The organism is Microbacterium atlanticum, assembly GCF_015277815.1.
Taxonomy (GTDB): Bacteria; Actinomycetota; Actinomycetes; order Actinomycetales; family Microbacteriaceae; genus Microbacterium; species Microbacterium atlanticum.
Genome location: NZ_CP063813.1, coordinates 2,084,702 through 2,099,254, shown reverse-complemented (window position 1 = coordinate 2,099,254; position 14,553 = coordinate 2,084,702). Strand labels below are relative to the sequence as shown.

The 14,553-nt window shown below is 72.7% G+C and carries 16 protein-coding genes and 1 tRNA gene; 11 read left to right on the top strand and 6 right to left on the bottom strand.

The features are described from left to right. Position 1 precedes the first annotated feature (1 nt). Positions 2-1,540, top strand: coding sequence for a ribosome biogenesis GTPase Der (der, locus tag IR212_RS09565; RefSeq protein WP_194395713.1), 1,539 nt, complete (start codon positions 2-4; stop codon positions 1,538-1,540). 6 nt (positions 1,541-1,546) lie between these two features. Here the strand turns inward: der and IR212_RS09560 are convergent, their stop codons facing one another. Beyond that, positions 1,547-1,972, bottom strand: coding sequence for a GNAT family N-acetyltransferase (locus IR212_RS09560; RefSeq protein WP_194395712.1), 426 nt, complete (start codon positions 1,970-1,972; stop codon positions 1,547-1,549). A gap of 74 nt (positions 1,973-2,046) precedes the next feature. On the opposite strand from IR212_RS09560, the gene IR212_RS09555 reads away from it, so the two are divergent. From IR212_RS09555 to IR212_RS09545, 3 genes are all read left to right on the top strand, one after another. Next, positions 2,047-2,949 (top strand): NUDIX domain-containing protein, encoded by a 903-nt coding sequence (locus IR212_RS09555; protein ID WP_194395711.1) that lies wholly within the window; start codon positions 2,047-2,049, stop codon positions 2,947-2,949. A 150-nt stretch (positions 2,950-3,099) separates the two neighbouring features. Then, entirely contained in the window at positions 3,100-4,722 is a 1,623-nt protein-coding gene (locus IR212_RS09550; RefSeq protein WP_194395710.1) for a helix-turn-helix transcriptional regulator, read from the top strand. Between the two features lie 113 nt (positions 4,723-4,835). Further along, a complete protein-coding gene (locus IR212_RS09545) occupies positions 4,836-5,240 on the top strand; it encodes a hypothetical protein (RefSeq protein ID WP_194395709.1) in 405 nt (134 codons plus the stop codon). On the opposite strand, the gene IR212_RS09540 is transcribed toward IR212_RS09545, so the two are convergent. Both IR212_RS09540 and IR212_RS09535 read right to left on the bottom strand, forming a co-directional pair. Beyond that, the gene (locus tag IR212_RS09540) at positions 5,158-5,526 is read right to left on the bottom strand and encodes an RNA-binding S4 domain-containing protein (protein WP_194395708.1); all 369 of its coding nucleotides are present in this window, start codon (positions 5,524-5,526) and stop codon (positions 5,158-5,160) included. The two genes, IR212_RS09545 and IR212_RS09540, sit on opposite strands and share 83 nt — an antisense overlap. Further along, entirely contained in the window at positions 5,523-6,134 is a 612-nt protein-coding gene (locus tag IR212_RS09535) for a GNAT family N-acetyltransferase (RefSeq protein WP_194395707.1), read from the bottom strand. The genes IR212_RS09540 and IR212_RS09535 overlap by 4 nt, the downstream gene beginning before the upstream one ends. Positions 6,135-6,261: 127 nt before the next feature. Between IR212_RS09535 and IR212_RS09530 the strand changes: the two genes are divergently transcribed. Further along, positions 6,262-6,335, top strand: a tRNA-Pro gene (locus tag IR212_RS09530). Between the two features lie 196 nt (positions 6,336-6,531). After that, positions 6,532-7,515: a calcium/sodium antiporter gene (locus IR212_RS09525; protein ID WP_194395706.1), complete on the top strand. Its 984-nt coding sequence runs from the start codon at positions 6,532-6,534 to the stop codon at positions 7,513-7,515. Between the two features lie 23 nt (positions 7,516-7,538). Here IR212_RS09525 and IR212_RS09520 read toward each other — a convergent pair whose 3' ends face one another. After that, positions 7,539-8,864 carry a flavin monoamine oxidase family protein gene (locus IR212_RS09520; RefSeq protein WP_194395705.1) on the bottom strand — a complete coding sequence of 442 codons (1,326 nt, stop codon included), beginning with the start codon at positions 8,862-8,864 and terminating at the stop codon, positions 7,539-7,541. 97 nt (positions 8,865-8,961) lie between these two features. Here IR212_RS09520 and IR212_RS09515 point away from each other — a divergent pair, with 97 nt between their 5' ends. The 4 genes from IR212_RS09515 (at position 8,962) to IR212_RS09500 (ending at position 11,506) form a co-directional block, all read left to right on the top strand. Then, positions 8,962-9,660, top strand: coding sequence for a hypothetical protein (locus tag IR212_RS09515; protein WP_194395704.1), 699 nt, complete (start codon positions 8,962-8,964; stop codon positions 9,658-9,660). A 51-nt stretch (positions 9,661-9,711) separates the two neighbouring features. Next, a complete protein-coding gene (locus IR212_RS09510; protein WP_194395703.1) occupies positions 9,712-10,413 on the top strand; it encodes a lipoate--protein ligase family protein in 702 nt (233 codons plus the stop codon). Positions 10,414-10,495: 82 nt separating this feature from the next. Beyond that, positions 10,496-10,888, top strand: coding sequence for a hypothetical protein (locus tag IR212_RS09505; RefSeq protein WP_228479251.1), 393 nt, complete (start codon positions 10,496-10,498; stop codon positions 10,886-10,888). Positions 10,889-10,936: 48 nt separating this feature from the next. Further along, entirely contained in the window at positions 10,937-11,506 is a 570-nt protein-coding gene (locus IR212_RS09500; protein WP_194395702.1) for a mismatch-specific DNA-glycosylase, read from the top strand. Between the two features lie 9 nt (positions 11,507-11,515). Here the strand turns inward: IR212_RS09500 and IR212_RS09495 are convergent, their stop codons facing one another. After that, entirely contained in the window at positions 11,516-12,256 is a 741-nt protein-coding gene (locus tag IR212_RS09495) for an NADPH-dependent F420 reductase (protein WP_194395701.1), read from the bottom strand. Positions 12,257-12,348: 92 nt separating this feature from the next. On the opposite strand from IR212_RS09495, the gene IR212_RS09490 reads away from it, so the two are divergent. Continuing rightward, positions 12,349-13,287 carry a L,D-transpeptidase gene (locus tag IR212_RS09490; RefSeq protein ID WP_194395700.1) on the top strand — a complete coding sequence of 313 codons (939 nt, stop codon included), beginning with the start codon at positions 12,349-12,351 and terminating at the stop codon, positions 13,285-13,287. Positions 13,288-13,335: 48 nt separating this feature from the next. Here the strand turns inward: IR212_RS09490 and IR212_RS09485 are convergent, their stop codons facing one another. Further along, a complete protein-coding gene (locus IR212_RS09485; protein ID WP_194398618.1) occupies positions 13,336-14,418 on the bottom strand; it encodes an aromatic acid exporter family protein in 1,083 nt (360 codons plus the stop codon). Positions 14,419-14,553: the final 135 nt, after the last annotated feature.

Genomic DNA, 14,553 nt, shown 5'->3' with positions numbered 1-14,553 from the left:
GATGGCCGCTGACACCACCGACGATTTCGACGAGTTCGAGGCCGGCGATGACCACCTCGCCGAGAACCTCGCAGGGCTCGACGACGACCTCGCCGAGCAGCGTGCCGCCGCGCTCCGGGCAGGCCTGGAGGACTACGACCTCGACGCCGAGGACGCCGAGCTGCTCCAGGGGCTCGTCGGCGGCGAGGGCGGCGTCGAGTTCATGCCGGCCCTGCCCGTGGTCGCGATCGTCGGCCGCCCGAATGTGGGCAAGTCGGCGCTCGTGAACCGCATCCTCGGCCGCCGAGAAGCCGTCGTCGAGGACACGCCGGGCGTCACGCGGGACCGGGTGACCTACAAGGCCGAGTGGATGGACCGCCGCTTCACGCTGGTCGACACCGGCGGGTGGGAGCCGGACGCCCGGGGCATCGACCGCTCCGTCGCCGCGCAGGCGGAGGTCGCCATCGACCTCTCGGACGTCGTGCTCTTCGTCGTGGACGCGATGGTCGGCGCCACGTCGACCGACGAGCACGTCGTGCGTCTGCTGCGGAAGGCGAACAAGCCGGTCTTCCTCGTCGCCAACAAGGTGGACGACGCCCGCCAGGAGCCCGAGGCCGCCGCGCTGTGGAACCTCGGCCTCGGAGAACCGCACCCGGTGTCGGCCATCCACGGCCGCGGCGTCGCAGACCTCCTCGACGAGGTCGTCAAGGTGATGCCGGACGTCTCGGCGGTCGCGAAGGCCGAGATCGGGGGCCCGCGCCGGGTCGCGATCCTCGGGCGCCCGAACGTCGGCAAGTCGTCGCTGCTCAACAAGGCGGCCGGCGAGGAGCGCGTCGTCGTGAACGAGCTCGCCGGCACGACGCGCGACCCGGTCGACGAGATCGTCGAGCTCGGCGGCCGGCTCTGGCGCTTCGTCGACACCGCCGGCATCCGTCGCCGCGTTCACCTGCAGCAGGGCGCCGACTTCTACGCCTCGCTGCGGACCTCCGCCGCGCTCGAGAAGGCCGAGGTCGCCATCGTCGTCATCGACGTGACGCAGCCCATCAGCGTGCAGGACCTCAACATCATCGATCTCGTGCTGGAGTCGGGGCGGGCGCTGGTGATCGCCTACAACAAGTGGGACCGCCTCAACGACGACGACATGGACGGGCAGGACCGCCGTCGCTATCTCGAGCGCGAGATCGAGCAGGACCTCGCGCACGTCGCCTGGGCGCCGCGCGTCAACATCTCCGCCCGCACCGGACGCCACCTCGACAAGCTGGTGCCGGCCCTGGAGACGGCGCTGGAGTCGTGGGATCAGCGCATCCCCACCGGCAAGTTCAACGCCTTCCTCACCGAGCTCATCGCCGAGCACCCGCACCCGGTGCGCGGCGGGAAGCAGCCCCGCATCCTGTTCGGCACGCAGGCGTCGACGCGCCCGCCGACCTTCGTGCTGTTCACGACCGGCTTCCTCGACCCGGGCTACCGCCGCTTCATCCAGCGGCGCCTGCGCGAGCTGTACGGCTTCGAGGGCTCGCCGATCGTGATCAACATGCGCGTGCGGGAGCGCCGCCAGCGCTGACCGGACTCAGGTGCCCTGGCGGGCCGGGCGCACCATCGCGGTCACGTCCGGCTCGTGGAACCCGAACTGACGGTAGAGGCCGTGGGCGTCGCCGGTGAACAGCGTCCAGCGCATGTCGGCACCGGGTCCGTCGTCGATCATGAGGCGCAGCAGGCGCTTGCCGAGGCTCTGCCCGCGGTGATCGTCGAGCACGAAGACGTCGGCGAGATAGGCGAATCCGATGCCGTCGGACACCGCGCGGGCGAATGCGACCTGCTCCCCGGTGTCGCGCCGGTAGGCGCCCACGACCCGCCAGGCGCCGTCGATCTGCGTCTCGAGCTGTTCCCGTGTGCGCCAGCGCCCCCAGTACGCCCGGGTCGACAGGAAGCCCCACACCACGTCGCGCTGGATCCGGGCGGGGTCGTCGTCGAGGTCGTAGTCCACGGGGTCCATTGTGGCGAGCTGTGGCGTGACGGCGGGCGGGCCGCCCGAGACCCTGTGGCCCGGTGGTGTGACAGGCTGGCAGGGTGACGATCGAGCCGCCCGCCCCCGGTGAGCCGCGGCGTCCGCACGGGCCTCGCGACGCCGGTGACGCCTGGGTGGTCGCGCCGACGGGGGAGCGGTACTGGGGCCGGTTCGGGGCCGCCGGGCTCCTCGCCGTCGATCCCGGACGCGGCGTGCTGCTGCAGCATCGCGTCTCGTGGAGCCACTTCGGCGACACCTGGGCGCTGCCCGGCGGGGCGCGGCACGAGGGCGAGACCGCCTGCGACGGCGCCCTGCGCGAGTCGGCCGAGGAGGCGGGCGTGCCGGATGCCGCGGTGCGGCCGCGCGTGCTGAGCGTGCTCGATCTCGGCTACTGGACCTATACGACGGTCGTCGGGGATGTCGTCGTGCCCTTCGAGCCCGTCATCAGCGACCCCGAGAGCCGCGAGCTCGCGTGGGTCCCGGTCGACGAGGTCACCCGGTACCCGCTGCACCCCGGGTTCGCCGACTCCTGGGGACGGCTGCGGCAGCTGCTCGACGTGCGCCCAGCGGTGGTCGTCGACATCGCGAACGTCATGGGGTCGGTGCCCGACGGGTGGTGGCGCGACCGATCCGGCGCCGCCGGTCGCTTGCTCGCGCGTCTCGCCGAGCTGGCGGCGCGGGGCGTCGCGGCATCCGCCCTCGACCTCCCCGAGCACACCTGGTATCCGGAGTGGACGGCCGTCGTCGAGGGTCAGGCTCGCAGTGCCGCCGGCGCTGCGGGTGTCGAGGTCGTCCGAGCCGAGGCATCCGGCGACGACGCGATCCTCGCCGCCGCCGAGCGCGCCGTCGCCGCGGGGCGCACGGTGACCGTCGTCACGAGCGATCGCGGCCTGGCGGAGCGGGTGACGGATGCCGGAGCCGCCGTCCGCGGCGCCCGCTGGGTGCTGGAGCTGCTCGACACCTGACGGGGCCGTGGGTTCACTGGCCCTGCCGGGCGGAGGGCCTGCCGACGCGGCGCGCCTTGTGGGGCCGTCTCGGCGGCGGTACGTTTCGCGCAGGATCCGAGGGGAGCCGGCGCCGACCCGAGGCCGGCACGGGACCGACGGGGGAGCGACATGATCATCTCCAGCGACCTGGACGCCGGCCGAACGGCCGCGGCGGACCGGCGCTGGGCGGACGCGCTCGAGCTGCTCGCCCGCGTCGATGCGCGCGCCGGGCTCGCGGCATCCGATCTGGAGGTCCTCGCGACGGCCGCCCTGCTCCGCGGTGAGCCGCGCGCCTCCCTCGACGCGCTGTCGCGGGCCTACTCGGCGCACCTCGGCGTGCAGGACACCGCGGGCGCGGCGCGCTCGGCGGGCTGGCTGGCGCTGAACTTCATCGAGCAGGGCGACTTCACCAACAGCGTGCTGTGGGCCGCCCGGGCGATGCGGATCGTGCACGCGATGGCCGAGCCCGGCGCGCTGGCGGGCTTCGTCCGGCTGGCGCCGGCCGTCGGGCAGCTCGGCAGCGGGAACGCCGCCGAGGCGATCCATTCGTTCGAGGAGATCCTCGACGTCGCCGAGCGGGAGGGCGATCGCGAGGTCGCCGCGATCACGAGACTCGGCCTCGGCAAATCGCTGATCGAGGACGGGTCTCCGGCCGACGGCTTCGCCTGCCTCGACCAGGCGATGGCCGCCGTCGCGGCCGGCGACGTCCCGCCCCTGCCGAGCGGCGTGATCGCCTGCGCCTCGATCTCGGACGCCCTGCTGGCCTTCGACCTGGAGCGTGCGGACGCGTGGACGGCCGTGCTCAAGCGGTGGTGCGGCGAGCAGCCGCAGCTGATCGCCTTCAGCGGGCAGTGCCACGCGCTGGAGGCGGCGCTCCTGCTCGTCCGGGGCGCGTGGGCCGAGGCGTCGACGGCCGTCGATCTCGCCCTCTCGCGCTTCCGGGCGGGGGACTACCGGGCGATCTGGGGCGCGCCCTACCAGCTGGGAGAGCTCGCACGGCTGCGCGGAGCGTTCCACTCCGCCGAGGAGTCGTACCGCCGCGCGGCCGAGTCCGGGTGGGAGGCGCAGCCCGGCCTCTCGCTCCTCCACCTCGCGCTGGGGCGCACGGCGCGGGCGCAGGAGGAGATCCGCCGGAGCGCGGCCGGCGCCGACCCGGTCACCCGTCGGTTCCTGCTGCCCGCGCTCATCGAGATCGAGGTCGCGGCGGGCGATCCCGTGGCCGCACGTCGCGCGCTGGAGGAGTTTCGCGGCGCGAGCCTCGACACGGCCAGCCCGATGCGCGACGCCGCCGTCGCCACGGCGGACGCAAGGGTGCTGCTCGCGGAGGGACGCGCGGCGGACGCGCTCGAGGCGGCGCGAGCCGCCGCGCACGCGTGGGATGCGGTGGGGGCGCGGTACGAGGCCGCCCGCAGCCGGGTGCTGGCGGGGCTCGCCCTCCGCTCGCTGGGCCACGCCGAGGACGCGAGGGCGGACGTCGAGGCCGCGCGCGCGGTGTTCCTCGACCTCGGCGCGGAGCCCGCCCTCGCCGACCTCGCCGCGCTGACGGGCGATCGGCGCGTCGGCGCCCTCACCCCGCGCGAGCTCGAGGTGCTGCGGCTCGTGTCGACGGGTCTCACGAACCGCGGGATCGGCGCGAGGCTGTCGCTGAGCGAGAAGACGGTCGCCCGGCACGTGGCCAACATCTTCGGCAAGCTCGGCATCTCGAGCCGGGCTGCGGCGACCGCGTACGCGTACGAGAACGGGCTGGTCTGACCAATCGCCCGCCGGGCAGCCGGGCCTACACACAATGACCCATTCGCGGCGCCCGCCCAAGATGGGCTCTTCGCCCGACGCGGTGCGCGGCGCCCTGCACCTACCGTGGCGATATGGACATCCCGCTGATCGCAGGCACGGTGGCGACCGTCGTCTTCGCGATCAGCAACCTGCCCATGCTCACCAAGGCGCTGCGCACCCGCGACGTCTCGTCGTACAGCCTCGTGAGCCTCGGGATGATCAATGCGGCCAATGCGGTCTACTCGCTCTACGTGTTCACGCTGCCGGTCGGTCCGATCTGGGCGCTGCACACGTTCTACGTCGTGTCGTGCGCCATCATGCTGGTGCTGTGCGTCGCGCAGCGCCGCGCGGCAACGCGGAGCGAGGTGGGGCACCGCGTGCCGGCGATCACCGTTACGGATGCGCTGGAACAGGTCACTCTCGCCCCCGCAGGCGATCGATCTCCCGACGCTCGCGCTTGGTCGGGCGCCCCGCGCCGCGATCCCGCTGCGCGATGACGGGGGTGGGGTCGCGTGGCGGCGTGCGGTCGTCCATGGCCTCGGCCGCGGGGGCAGCGCCGACCCGCTTGGAGATCGGCTGCTTCACGATCAGGATGCGGTCGAAGCCGCTCACCCGCACGCGGAGCTCGTCGCCCGGCCGCACGGGCTGTGCCGCCTTCGCGCGCTCGCCGTTGACCCGGACATGCCCGGCGCGGCATGCCGTCGTCGCGGCGGACCGGGTCTTGTAGACGCGCACCGCCCACAGCCACGCGTCGACGCGGACCGAGTCGCCGGCTGTGCTCACGGGACCACCGCAGATCGGGGCCGTGCCGCGAGGTCGAGCGCGACGATCGCCAGATGCGGCTTGGGCCGCGCCACCTCGGTGAACCCGGCCTCGAGGAAGGTCGACAGGACGCCGTGGTAGAGGTCGTTGACGGGGATCTTCGTGCCGGCGTCGGGATCGAGCGGATAGGCCTCGATCACGCGGGCGCCGCCCGAGCGGGCGTACTCGACGGCCGCGTCGAGCAGGCGAGCGTTCAGACCCTGCCTGCGGAACTCCTTGCGGACGACGAAGCAGCTCACCGCCCACACCGTCTCGTCGTCCCATGGCTCGGTCGAATGTTCCGTGAAGGCACGCGTGCGTCCGAGCCGCACCTGGCGGGTGCGGGGTCCGACCCGCACCCAGCCCGCGGCCTCGTCGTCGACGTAGACGATGAGGGCGGGCGGCGGTCCTGCCGCCATCTCGTCGCGCAGCATCGCCTTGCGCTCGTCTGGCGGCTTGCGCTGGAACTCGGCGTTCGTGATCATCCACCACTGGCATTGGCAGCTGCGCCCGTCGCCGCCGCCGGTGAGTGCGTGCTGGGCGTCGTCGAAGCGGTCGGCGGTGGCCGGCTGGACGGTGATGTTCGCCATTCCGCGACGCTAGTGCGGCCCACCGACACGGGCAAGCAGCGGATGCCACGCCCGGGCTCGCCTCGGTTCGCGGCGCCCTCGCCGACCGGGTAGGATGGGGGAGTTGTCCGCGCGCGAGCGGGGGCATCGGGATGTGGCGCAGCTTGGTAGCGCACTTGACTGGGGGTCAAGGGGTCGCAGGTTCAAATCCTGTCATCCCGACAGAGAAGCCCTGGTGAGACGGTTCGATCTCACCAGGGCTCTGTCGTGTCACAGAGGGCCGAGGCCAGGGCGCTGCGAGGGAGAGTTGTCGGCGCCGTCCGGCCGAGGAGCCGCCGCACCACGGCGTCTCAGCTCGGCGCCGGCCGCCGGCGGAGAGCGCGGCCGGCCGCGCTGGGCGGCTCGCTAGAGTCACCGTATGGCGGCGTGGCTGGGAGTCCTGGTCGGCCTCGTCGCGCTGATCATCGGTGCCGAGCTGGTGGTGCGCTACGGCGCCAGGCTGGCCCGGCGACTGGGTGTGCCGCCCATCGTGGTCGGCCTCACGATCGTCTCGCTCGGCACGAGCGCGCCCGAGCTTGCGGTCGGGATCGATGCGGTGATGCGCGGGGTCGGTTCGCTCGCCGTCGGCAACATCGTCGGCACGAACATCGTCAATCTGCTGCTGATCCTGGGGCTCTCCGCACTCCTTCGGCCCATCGCCTTCGGCATGCAGACCCTCCGCCTCGACCTTCCCGCGATGGCCGCGGCATCCATTCTCCTGCTGATCCTCACCCTCACCGGCGCTGCCTCCGACACCGGCTCCCTCTCGCGCGTCGACGGTGTGGCTCTGCTGATGCTCGCCGTCATCTACACGGTCGCGCTCGTCCGGGCGACCCGCCGCGAGAGCGTCTCGGTGCAGCGAGAGTTCGCCGAGGAGTATCCGTCGACCCGCCGCGGACCCCTCGCGACCCTCGGACAGGCTGGACTGCTGCTGGTCGGCATCGCGGTCATCGTCCTCGGCGCCTCGTGGCTCGTCGACGGCGCTGTCGAACTCGCCGAAGCGCTCGGCGTGTCGGACGCCATCATCGCGCTCACGATCGTCGCGGTCGGCACCTCGGCGCCCGAGCTGGCGACCACGATCGTCTCGACCATCCGCGGCGACCGCGATATCGCGATCGGCAACCTGATCGGGTCGAGCACCTACAACCTCACCGCGATCCTCGGCGCCTCGCTGCTGTTCGCCGACCAGCCGCTGCCGCTCGACCCGGACTTGGTCTTCGTGGACCTGCCGATCATGACGCTCGTCGCGCTCGTGTGCATCCCGGTCTTCCTCACCGGCCGGCGCGTCACGCGCGTCGAGGGCGGTTTCTTCGTCGCGGCCTACGTCTGCTACCTCGCCTACCTGCTCATCGCGCGCACGTAAGAGCGGCTGGGAAGCCCCGGGCGTCAGTCCGCCCACAGGCTCTCGATCGGCACGGCCTGGCCGAGCACCCGTTCCGCCGCCCGGTGCCCCGAGAGCATCGCGGCGGTGACGGTCGCCGGGTCGTCGGTCCAGGTGGCTTCGCCGGCGAGGTGCATCACCCCGCCGATAGGCGTTGCCAGGTCGTCGTGGTCTGACGTCGTCGAGCCCACCGTCATGTAGGCGTACGAGCCGTGCGACCACGGGTCATCCTGCCAGTCGGTCACGTGCACCGAGGTCGGCTTCTCCACCCGCTCGCCGTAGAGGCGCCGCAGCTGCGTGAGGACGGAGTCGACGATCTCGTCCTCGCTCCAGTCCCGCGTCTCGATCGCCGCGGGACCGGCGGCGAAGGTGAGGAGCGTCGGCGTGCCGTGCAGCGGGGTGAGGTCGTACCAGGAGTGCCACCACCGCCCTTCCGGGCCCTGCTGCCGGATGGCGTAGACGCCGTCGTCCCAGAACTTCGACCGGAAGCGCAGGAACACCTTCTCGAACGCGTTCATCCGCAGCCGCCCGAGGGCTCCGGCGACAGGCTCGGGGAGGGCGGGCTCGATCTGGACATCGCCGGCCTGCAGCACGCCGACCGGGACCGTGACGATCGCGCTGTCCGCCGCGAACACCCCGTGGTCGGTCGTCACGACGACGCCCTCGGCCGTCCATTGCACGCGCGACACGACGTGGATGAGCCGGATGTCGAGGCCCTCCGCGAGTCGCCGCGGCAGCCGGTCGTAGCCGTCGGGGAAGACCACCTCGTCGCCCTCGATGAGGTCGTCGTCCAGGCCGTGGGCGGCGAGCTCCTCGATCCACGCGCCGTACTGCTCCTCCGACCGGTGCTCCAGATACTCGCGGACGCGCTGGGTGCGCTCGGCATCCCAGCCCTGCCCCGCGAGCGCCTCCTCGGTGACGTCCCGGTACGACGCGTCGGGAGCGGATGCCGCGATCACGTCGACGAGCGCTGCGTCGACGGCGTGGATGTCGGCGATGTACGCCCGGGTGGCGGCATCCGTCAACCGCGCTCCATCCGGACCGTAGTAGGCGATCGGACGGCTGTCGGCCTGATACCCGCCGACGGTGAACTCGACCATCGGCATGCCGAAGGCTTCGGCGGCCGCGGCGACGGGGGAGTCGGTGATGCCGTGGATCCACGACGCGCCCACATCGGTGGTGAGCTCGTAGCGGCGGTCGGTCGAGATGCGGCCGCCCACACGGTCGCGCGCCTCGAGCACCACGACGTCGCGACCGGCCTCGACCAGCAGACGGGCGGCGGTGAGCCCCGCGACGCCCGCGCCCACCACGATCGTCTCGACGTGCTCCATGTCGACCTCACCCTCCGCGCGACGGTGCGCGTTCCGACGCTACCGCGTCGCGCACCCGGGACTTTCCTGACGGCTGACTCCGGTGGGACGATGAACCATGGCGACGGGGGCCGACGGGGACGAAGCCGAGAGCGACGCCGTGCTCTCGCGGCGGCTGCAGATCCTCGCGACCGAGCACTGGGGACTGCTCGCGGCACGCAGCACCGCGCAGAGCGAGGTGCTCACCCGGATCAGCATCTACCTGACGCTCGTCTCGGCCGGTCTCGTGACGATCGGTCTGCTGGGTCAGGCGACGGGATTCCGGTCGTGGTTCCCGACGGCCTCCCTCAGCATCCTCGGCTTCCTCACGATGGTGGGTCTGCTCACCCTCATCCGGGTGCTCCTGGTCGCTGAGGAGGACATGATGTACGTCGTCGCGATGAACCGCATCCGCGGGGCCTACCGCGAGATCGACCCGGTGGCGGCGGGCAACTTCCTCGCCGCGACGGGCGACGACCAGCTCGGCATGTCGGTCACCTACTCCTTCCTGCGCCGCAGAGCGGGGCCGGAGCAGCTGCTCGGATCCTCCATGATCCTCAGCATCCTGGTCACGGCGTCCGTGAGCGGCATGTTCGTCGGGGGACTCTCGGCGGTGCTCGGCCTGCCGACGGCCGCCGCCGTCACGGTCGGCGTCGTCGTGGGGATCGGAGTGGTCGCCGGGGGCGTCCTGTATGGCGGGTATCACTTCACGTCGACGTGGCGGGAGTACCGGCCGTTGCGTCGCAGCGACGGGCCGCCGTCGCACTGGACAAGCTGACTGCGCGGTAGGCCGAGGGCGGACGCAGCCGTCTCGTGAGAGGGTGGGCGCATGCCGCCGCCCGACCCGTCGTCGTCGCCCGGACCGGCGCTGATCATCCGGCAGGAGGAGCGGGCGGATGCTGCGACCGACCTCGAGCGGTCCGTCGAGCTGCTGCGGGGTGTGGCGACGGGAACGATCGCCGAGCCCCGCGTGGTCCGCGTGTACACGCCGGTGCCCACGGTCGCGCTCAGCCGCCGGGAGAGCCGGCTGCCCGGCTTCGAGACCGCACGCCGCGCGGCTCTCGAGCGCGGATTCACGCCGGTGGTCCGGCCGACCGGCGGGCGCGCGGTCGCCTACGACGAGACGTGCATCGTCTTCGACGTGATCAGCCGAGAGCAGGACGGCGCCATCGATCAGGCGCGCTTCTTCCGCGACATCGGCGAGGCGCTCGCCGCGGCCCTGCGAGGTCTCGGCGTCGACGCGCGTGTCGGCGACGTGCCGGGGGAGTACTGCCCGGGCGAGTTCAGCATCAACGCGCGTGGTGCGGTGAAACTCATCGGCACGTCCCAGCGCGCGATGCGCGGTGCACGACTGCTGAGCGGCATGCTGCCGCTGGCGGGGGTCGCGCGGTTCGTGGAGGTCCTCGTCGCCGTCAACGCCGCGCTCGAGCTGGAATGGGATCCCCAGACCTTCGGCACCCTTGCGAGCGAGGGGGGCGACGTGGCGAGGACGACGGCGGAGAACGCCGTGATCCGGGCCCTCGCCGGTTAGCGTGCCGGCGGCGCGCTGACAAGCCCCTCCCCGCCCCGATCCCTCCCCGGCCAGGCTGGAGCCGATGCAGAGGAGGTCTGTCATGAACAGCAACGCAGACGACATGGGCGCCGTCGACCCCGGCATGCGTGACGCCGAACGCAGCATCGACGCTGTGAACGAGGGCGAGTACGACGCGTCGCGCAACGCGACGATGAGCGCGACCACCGACCACGACGTGATCCGCCGGTGGGCAGAGGACCGTCACGCGACGCCGGCGACTATCGGCGGTGCGGGCGACGGTGGAGCGGTCGGCGACCTGCGCCTCGACTTCGACTTCGGTCAGGAGCTCGAAGATCTGCGGCCGGTCAGCTGGGACGAGTGGTTCGCCGCCTTCGACGAACGAGGGCTCGAATTCCACCACCACCAGGATCTGCGCGCCGACGGATCGGTGTCGTACGACTTCTCCCTCGAGCCGCGCCGCACGGGCGTCTGACCGATCTGGCGCAGCCGGTCCTCGGGTCGGCTGCCCCAGACTGAGGGCATGGGTTTCACGCGCGCAGAGCTGGAGTCCTTCCGCGGGCGCAGCGTCGAGGACCTGATGCCGCAGCACCCGCGTCTCGTCTTCGTGGGCATCAACCCCGGCCTGTGGACCGCTGCGACCGGGGTGCACTTCGCGTATCCCGGCAATCGGTTCTACCCGGCGCTCGTCCAGGCCGGGATCATTCCGCGGATGCCGCGCATCACCGACGACGGGATGCCCGAGGCCGACCGCCGCATGTTCCTGGACGCGGGGATCGGGATCTCGAATCTCGTGCACCGCGCCACCGCGCGCGCGGACGAGCTCACACGGGCCGAGCTGCGGGAGGGCGCGGCACGCCTGGAACGGGACCTCCTCGGCTGGGGCGCTCGTGTCGCCGCGGTGCTGGGTTTGACGGCGTATCGTCAGGGCTTCGGTCGCCCGCGCGCGCTCGCCGGGCGGCAGGCGGAGAGTCTCGGTGGCGCGGAACTGTGGGTCGTCCCCAATCCGAGCGGGCTCAACGCGCACGACACCGTCGCCTCGCTGGCGCGGGCCTATGCCGACGCGGCGCGCGCCGCCGGGGTGCTCGCGTGACCGTACCGGTCAGGGCGCGGCATCCGTTCCCGCATCGCGGCGCGCCCGGGCAACGATGAGTCCGCGCTGCGAGGTGGCGAATCGGTCGAGCATCGCCTGCAGTTCGGTCGCGTCGACGTCGGCACCGAACGCCTCGGCGCCCGGCTCGAGCTTGATGCCCTCGCGCAGCGCCCCGGCCAGCACGGGGTCGAACCCCAGCGCGTCGACGAGCCGCATCACCGCGCGGACGGCTTCGTCGTCGTCACCGGCGACGGCGATCGCTTTGCGCCCGGGCGCGCCCGGGGGCCGCGCCTCCTCGTCGAGGTCGCGGTAGCCCATGTGGTTGAAGGCCTTGACGATCCGTGACTGCGGGAGGAACCGCTGCACCGTCTCGCTCGTGGTGGTGCGCAGGTCGGCAAGGTCGGAGCGCAGCCCGTCGACCTCCCACCAGTAGTTCATCGCGTCGATGACGACCTTGCCGCGCAATGCGTCGACGGGAAGCTCGCGGTAGCGGGGCAGCGGCAGCGCCAGCACGATGGCATCGGACTCGCGGGCGACGACGGATGCCTCGGCCGCCGTCGCGCCCGGAGCCACGGCCGCGACCGTCGCGGCGATTCGGGCCGGGTCGGCCGAGCCCGCGACCAGCACGCGGTACCCGGCCTCACGGGCGAGCCGCGCGAGCACCTTCCCGACGCGGCCGGCGCCGATGATGCCGAGCGTCCGGACCGGTTCGAGGTCGTCCGTGCCGCTCTGCTCGCGGTGTGCTGCCATCGAGCCAGGCTAGCGAGGGTCGCACCGCGGGCATCCGCCGAGCCTTGTGCCCGCGGCTTGCAGCATTGGGCCCGGCCACGGACGATGGGGAGATGGCCGACGTCGAGACGACCCCGCCCGCGCGGGAGCGTAGCGAGTCTTCGCGGTCCCGCGTCCCGGCCGTCGTCTGGTTCCTCGTCGGGCTCGCCGCGACCATGGCGCTGCTGATGGGGGTCGGCGTGTGGCTGGCGCGACCGGCCGCGCCCGAGGCATCCGTCCCCGTTCCCGTGGCCTCCCCGGTCACGGCGTCGCCCGCCCCGGTCGAGACGGCGGCGCAATACCCGGCGAACACGACCGCCTACGAGGCGGGGATGCTGCCCGAGGTCAACGTCTTCGCGGTCATCCCGGCCCTGCCGGTCGACGACGATCCGTTCGGTGTCGTGCTGCCCGAGCAGGCGGTGGCCCGCGGAACCGGTGCCCCGGTGTGGGCCGACCCCGCCGGCGAGCCGGTGGCGTACCTGCCGCGCGAGTATCTGCACGACGGCACGACGGTGCCGGTCGTGCAGAAGCAGGAGCACTGGGTGAAGGTGCTGCTGACGGGTCGCCAGGCCGTGCCGTCGCGGGGCAACCCGGCGCAGGTGACGGGGTGGCTGCGCACGGCCGACGTCGAACTGGCGCCGACCGACGCCTCGGTCGTCGTGAGCCTGTCGGCCCGCACCATCGACATCGTGCGCGGCGGCGTCGTCGAGCGGATCGCGACCGACTTCGCCTCGGGGACGCCCGACACGCCCACGCCGCTCGGGCGCACGTTCATCATGACGACCGCGGTCGTGCCCGAGTACGGCTACACGCGCGGCCATCCGATCGTGTACTGGGCGTCGCAGTCGCCGACACTGGACGGCTTCGGGGGAGCCGACGTCGCCGTCTCGGCGTTCCACTACCACGACGACCGGTCAGGCGACATCTCGAACGGATGCCTCCGGGTCGACGCGGACGCCATCGCCCGGCTCGCCGAGCTCCCGCTCGGGACGCCGGTGAGCGTCAACCCCTGAACCCGCGGCGCCCTCGACCGCCGTGGCCGCCGGCTGCCCCGCGGGTCGTCAGACGAACGGGCGGGAGACGTCGATGATGCGCCGCAGGCACAGCTCCACCGCCGCGCCGGTCGCGATGCCGGCGCGCCGGGAGGGATGCGGCGTGCCGAGCGCCTGCTGATACTCCGTGAGCGCGTCACTGGCGGCACGGAACCTCGCGGGTGCGCGCTCGTCGCCGATCGGTGTGGCGACGAGGTCCGCGGCGGCGCGGATGGCTCGCGCGAGTTCTGGGCGCACCGCGTCGGTGATCGCCGCGTCGTCGCCGGCCTGCAGCTCGACGAGCAGGTCGACGAGGTCGCGGGTGAGGAACGCCGAGCGCTCGAGTGCCGCCATGCGCTTCGCGTTCTCCTCCCGTTCGTCACCGTGCCGACGACGCCGGGGATTGGCGCGGGCGCTCTCGTCCGCCTCGTCGACATCCGCCGTGACCGCGGTGCGCGTCTCGTCGAGCGCCGCGAGAGCGGCGGTGAAGCGGTCCGGCTCGATGCGGTCCTCGGCCACCGCGGCGGCGGCATCCTCCAGCAGATCCGTGACGGTCTCGCGGAGGGCCGTCAGCCGTTCTCCCGCCTGCCGCAGGTACAGCGGCGGCACGACGATGAGGTTGACGGCGATGCCGACGATCACGCCGAACGCCACGGTGCCCAGGTACGAGATCGAGAACGTCTCGGGGTCGGCGCCGCCGGTCAGCAGCACGAACAGCGCGGCCAGGGCGGCCCAGTCGCCACCCGCCCCGAGCAGCCGCAGACCTCCCAGCAGCACGCCCACGCCGATCACCACGCTGAGCACGAGCCCGCCCGGCAGCCCCAGGCGCAGCCCCGCGACGCCGCAGAGGCCGAGGCCGATGCCGACTGCGAGGCCGAGCAGCACCTGCACGCCCACGGTCGCCGAGCGGGCGATCGTCGGGTGCATCGTGACGAGCGCCCCGAGCGGGGCGTAGTACGAGTACTGGTCGTCGGCGAACGGGATCAGCGGCGCGAGATACCACGCGAACACCGCCGCGAGCGACGTCTTCACCGCCAGCAGCAAGCGCGGCTGCTGCGCCAGACGCGCCGTGTACGAGACCGCGCGCTTCAGCGGCTCGGCACGCTCGATCATCACGACGTCCCTCCCTTCGGTCGCAGGGCCAACCTAGCCGTCAGGGCGGTGCGCCGTCTGCGATTGCGTCTGCAGGGTGCAGCGCTGATGACCTGCCGGTGTCCCGGCCCGCGGGCATCAGGAGGTGGGATGCTG

Coding starts and splice junctions, on each gene's coding strand:
- der (WP_194395713.1), top strand. CDS start 2: ATGGCCGCTGACACCACCGACGATTTCGACGAGTTCGAGGCCGGCGAT.
- IR212_RS09560 (WP_194395712.1), bottom strand. CDS start 1,972: ATGGACCCCGTGGACTACGACCTCGACGACGACCCCGCCCGGATCCAG.
- IR212_RS09550 (WP_194395710.1), top strand. CDS start 3,100: ATGATCATCTCCAGCGACCTGGACGCCGGCCGAACGGCCGCGGCGGAC.
- IR212_RS09545 (WP_194395709.1), top strand. CDS start 4,836: ATGGACATCCCGCTGATCGCAGGCACGGTGGCGACCGTCGTCTTCGCG.
- IR212_RS09535 (WP_194395707.1), bottom strand. CDS start 6,134: ATGGCGAACATCACCGTCCAGCCGGCCACCGCCGACCGCTTCGACGAC.
- IR212_RS09525 (WP_194395706.1), top strand. CDS start 6,532: ATGGCGGCGTGGCTGGGAGTCCTGGTCGGCCTCGTCGCGCTGATCATC.
- IR212_RS09520 (WP_194395705.1), bottom strand. CDS start 8,864: ATGGAGCACGTCGAGACGATCGTGGTGGGCGCGGGCGTCGCGGGGCTC.
- IR212_RS09515 (WP_194395704.1), top strand. CDS start 8,962: ATGGCGACGGGGGCCGACGGGGACGAAGCCGAGAGCGACGCCGTGCTC.
- IR212_RS09510 (WP_194395703.1), top strand. CDS start 9,712: ATGCCGCCGCCCGACCCGTCGTCGTCGCCCGGACCGGCGCTGATCATC.
- IR212_RS09505 (WP_228479251.1), top strand. CDS start 10,496: ATGAACAGCAACGCAGACGACATGGGCGCCGTCGACCCCGGCATGCGT.
- IR212_RS09500 (WP_194395702.1), top strand. CDS start 10,937: ATGGGTTTCACGCGCGCAGAGCTGGAGTCCTTCCGCGGGCGCAGCGTC.
- IR212_RS09495 (WP_194395701.1), bottom strand. CDS start 12,256: ATGGCAGCACACCGCGAGCAGAGCGGCACGGACGACCTCGAACCGGTC.
- IR212_RS09490 (WP_194395700.1), top strand. CDS start 12,349: ATGGCCGACGTCGAGACGACCCCGCCCGCGCGGGAGCGTAGCGAGTCT.
- IR212_RS09485 (WP_194398618.1), bottom strand. CDS start 14,418: ATGATCGAGCGTGCCGAGCCGCTGAAGCGCGCGGTCTCGTACACGGCG.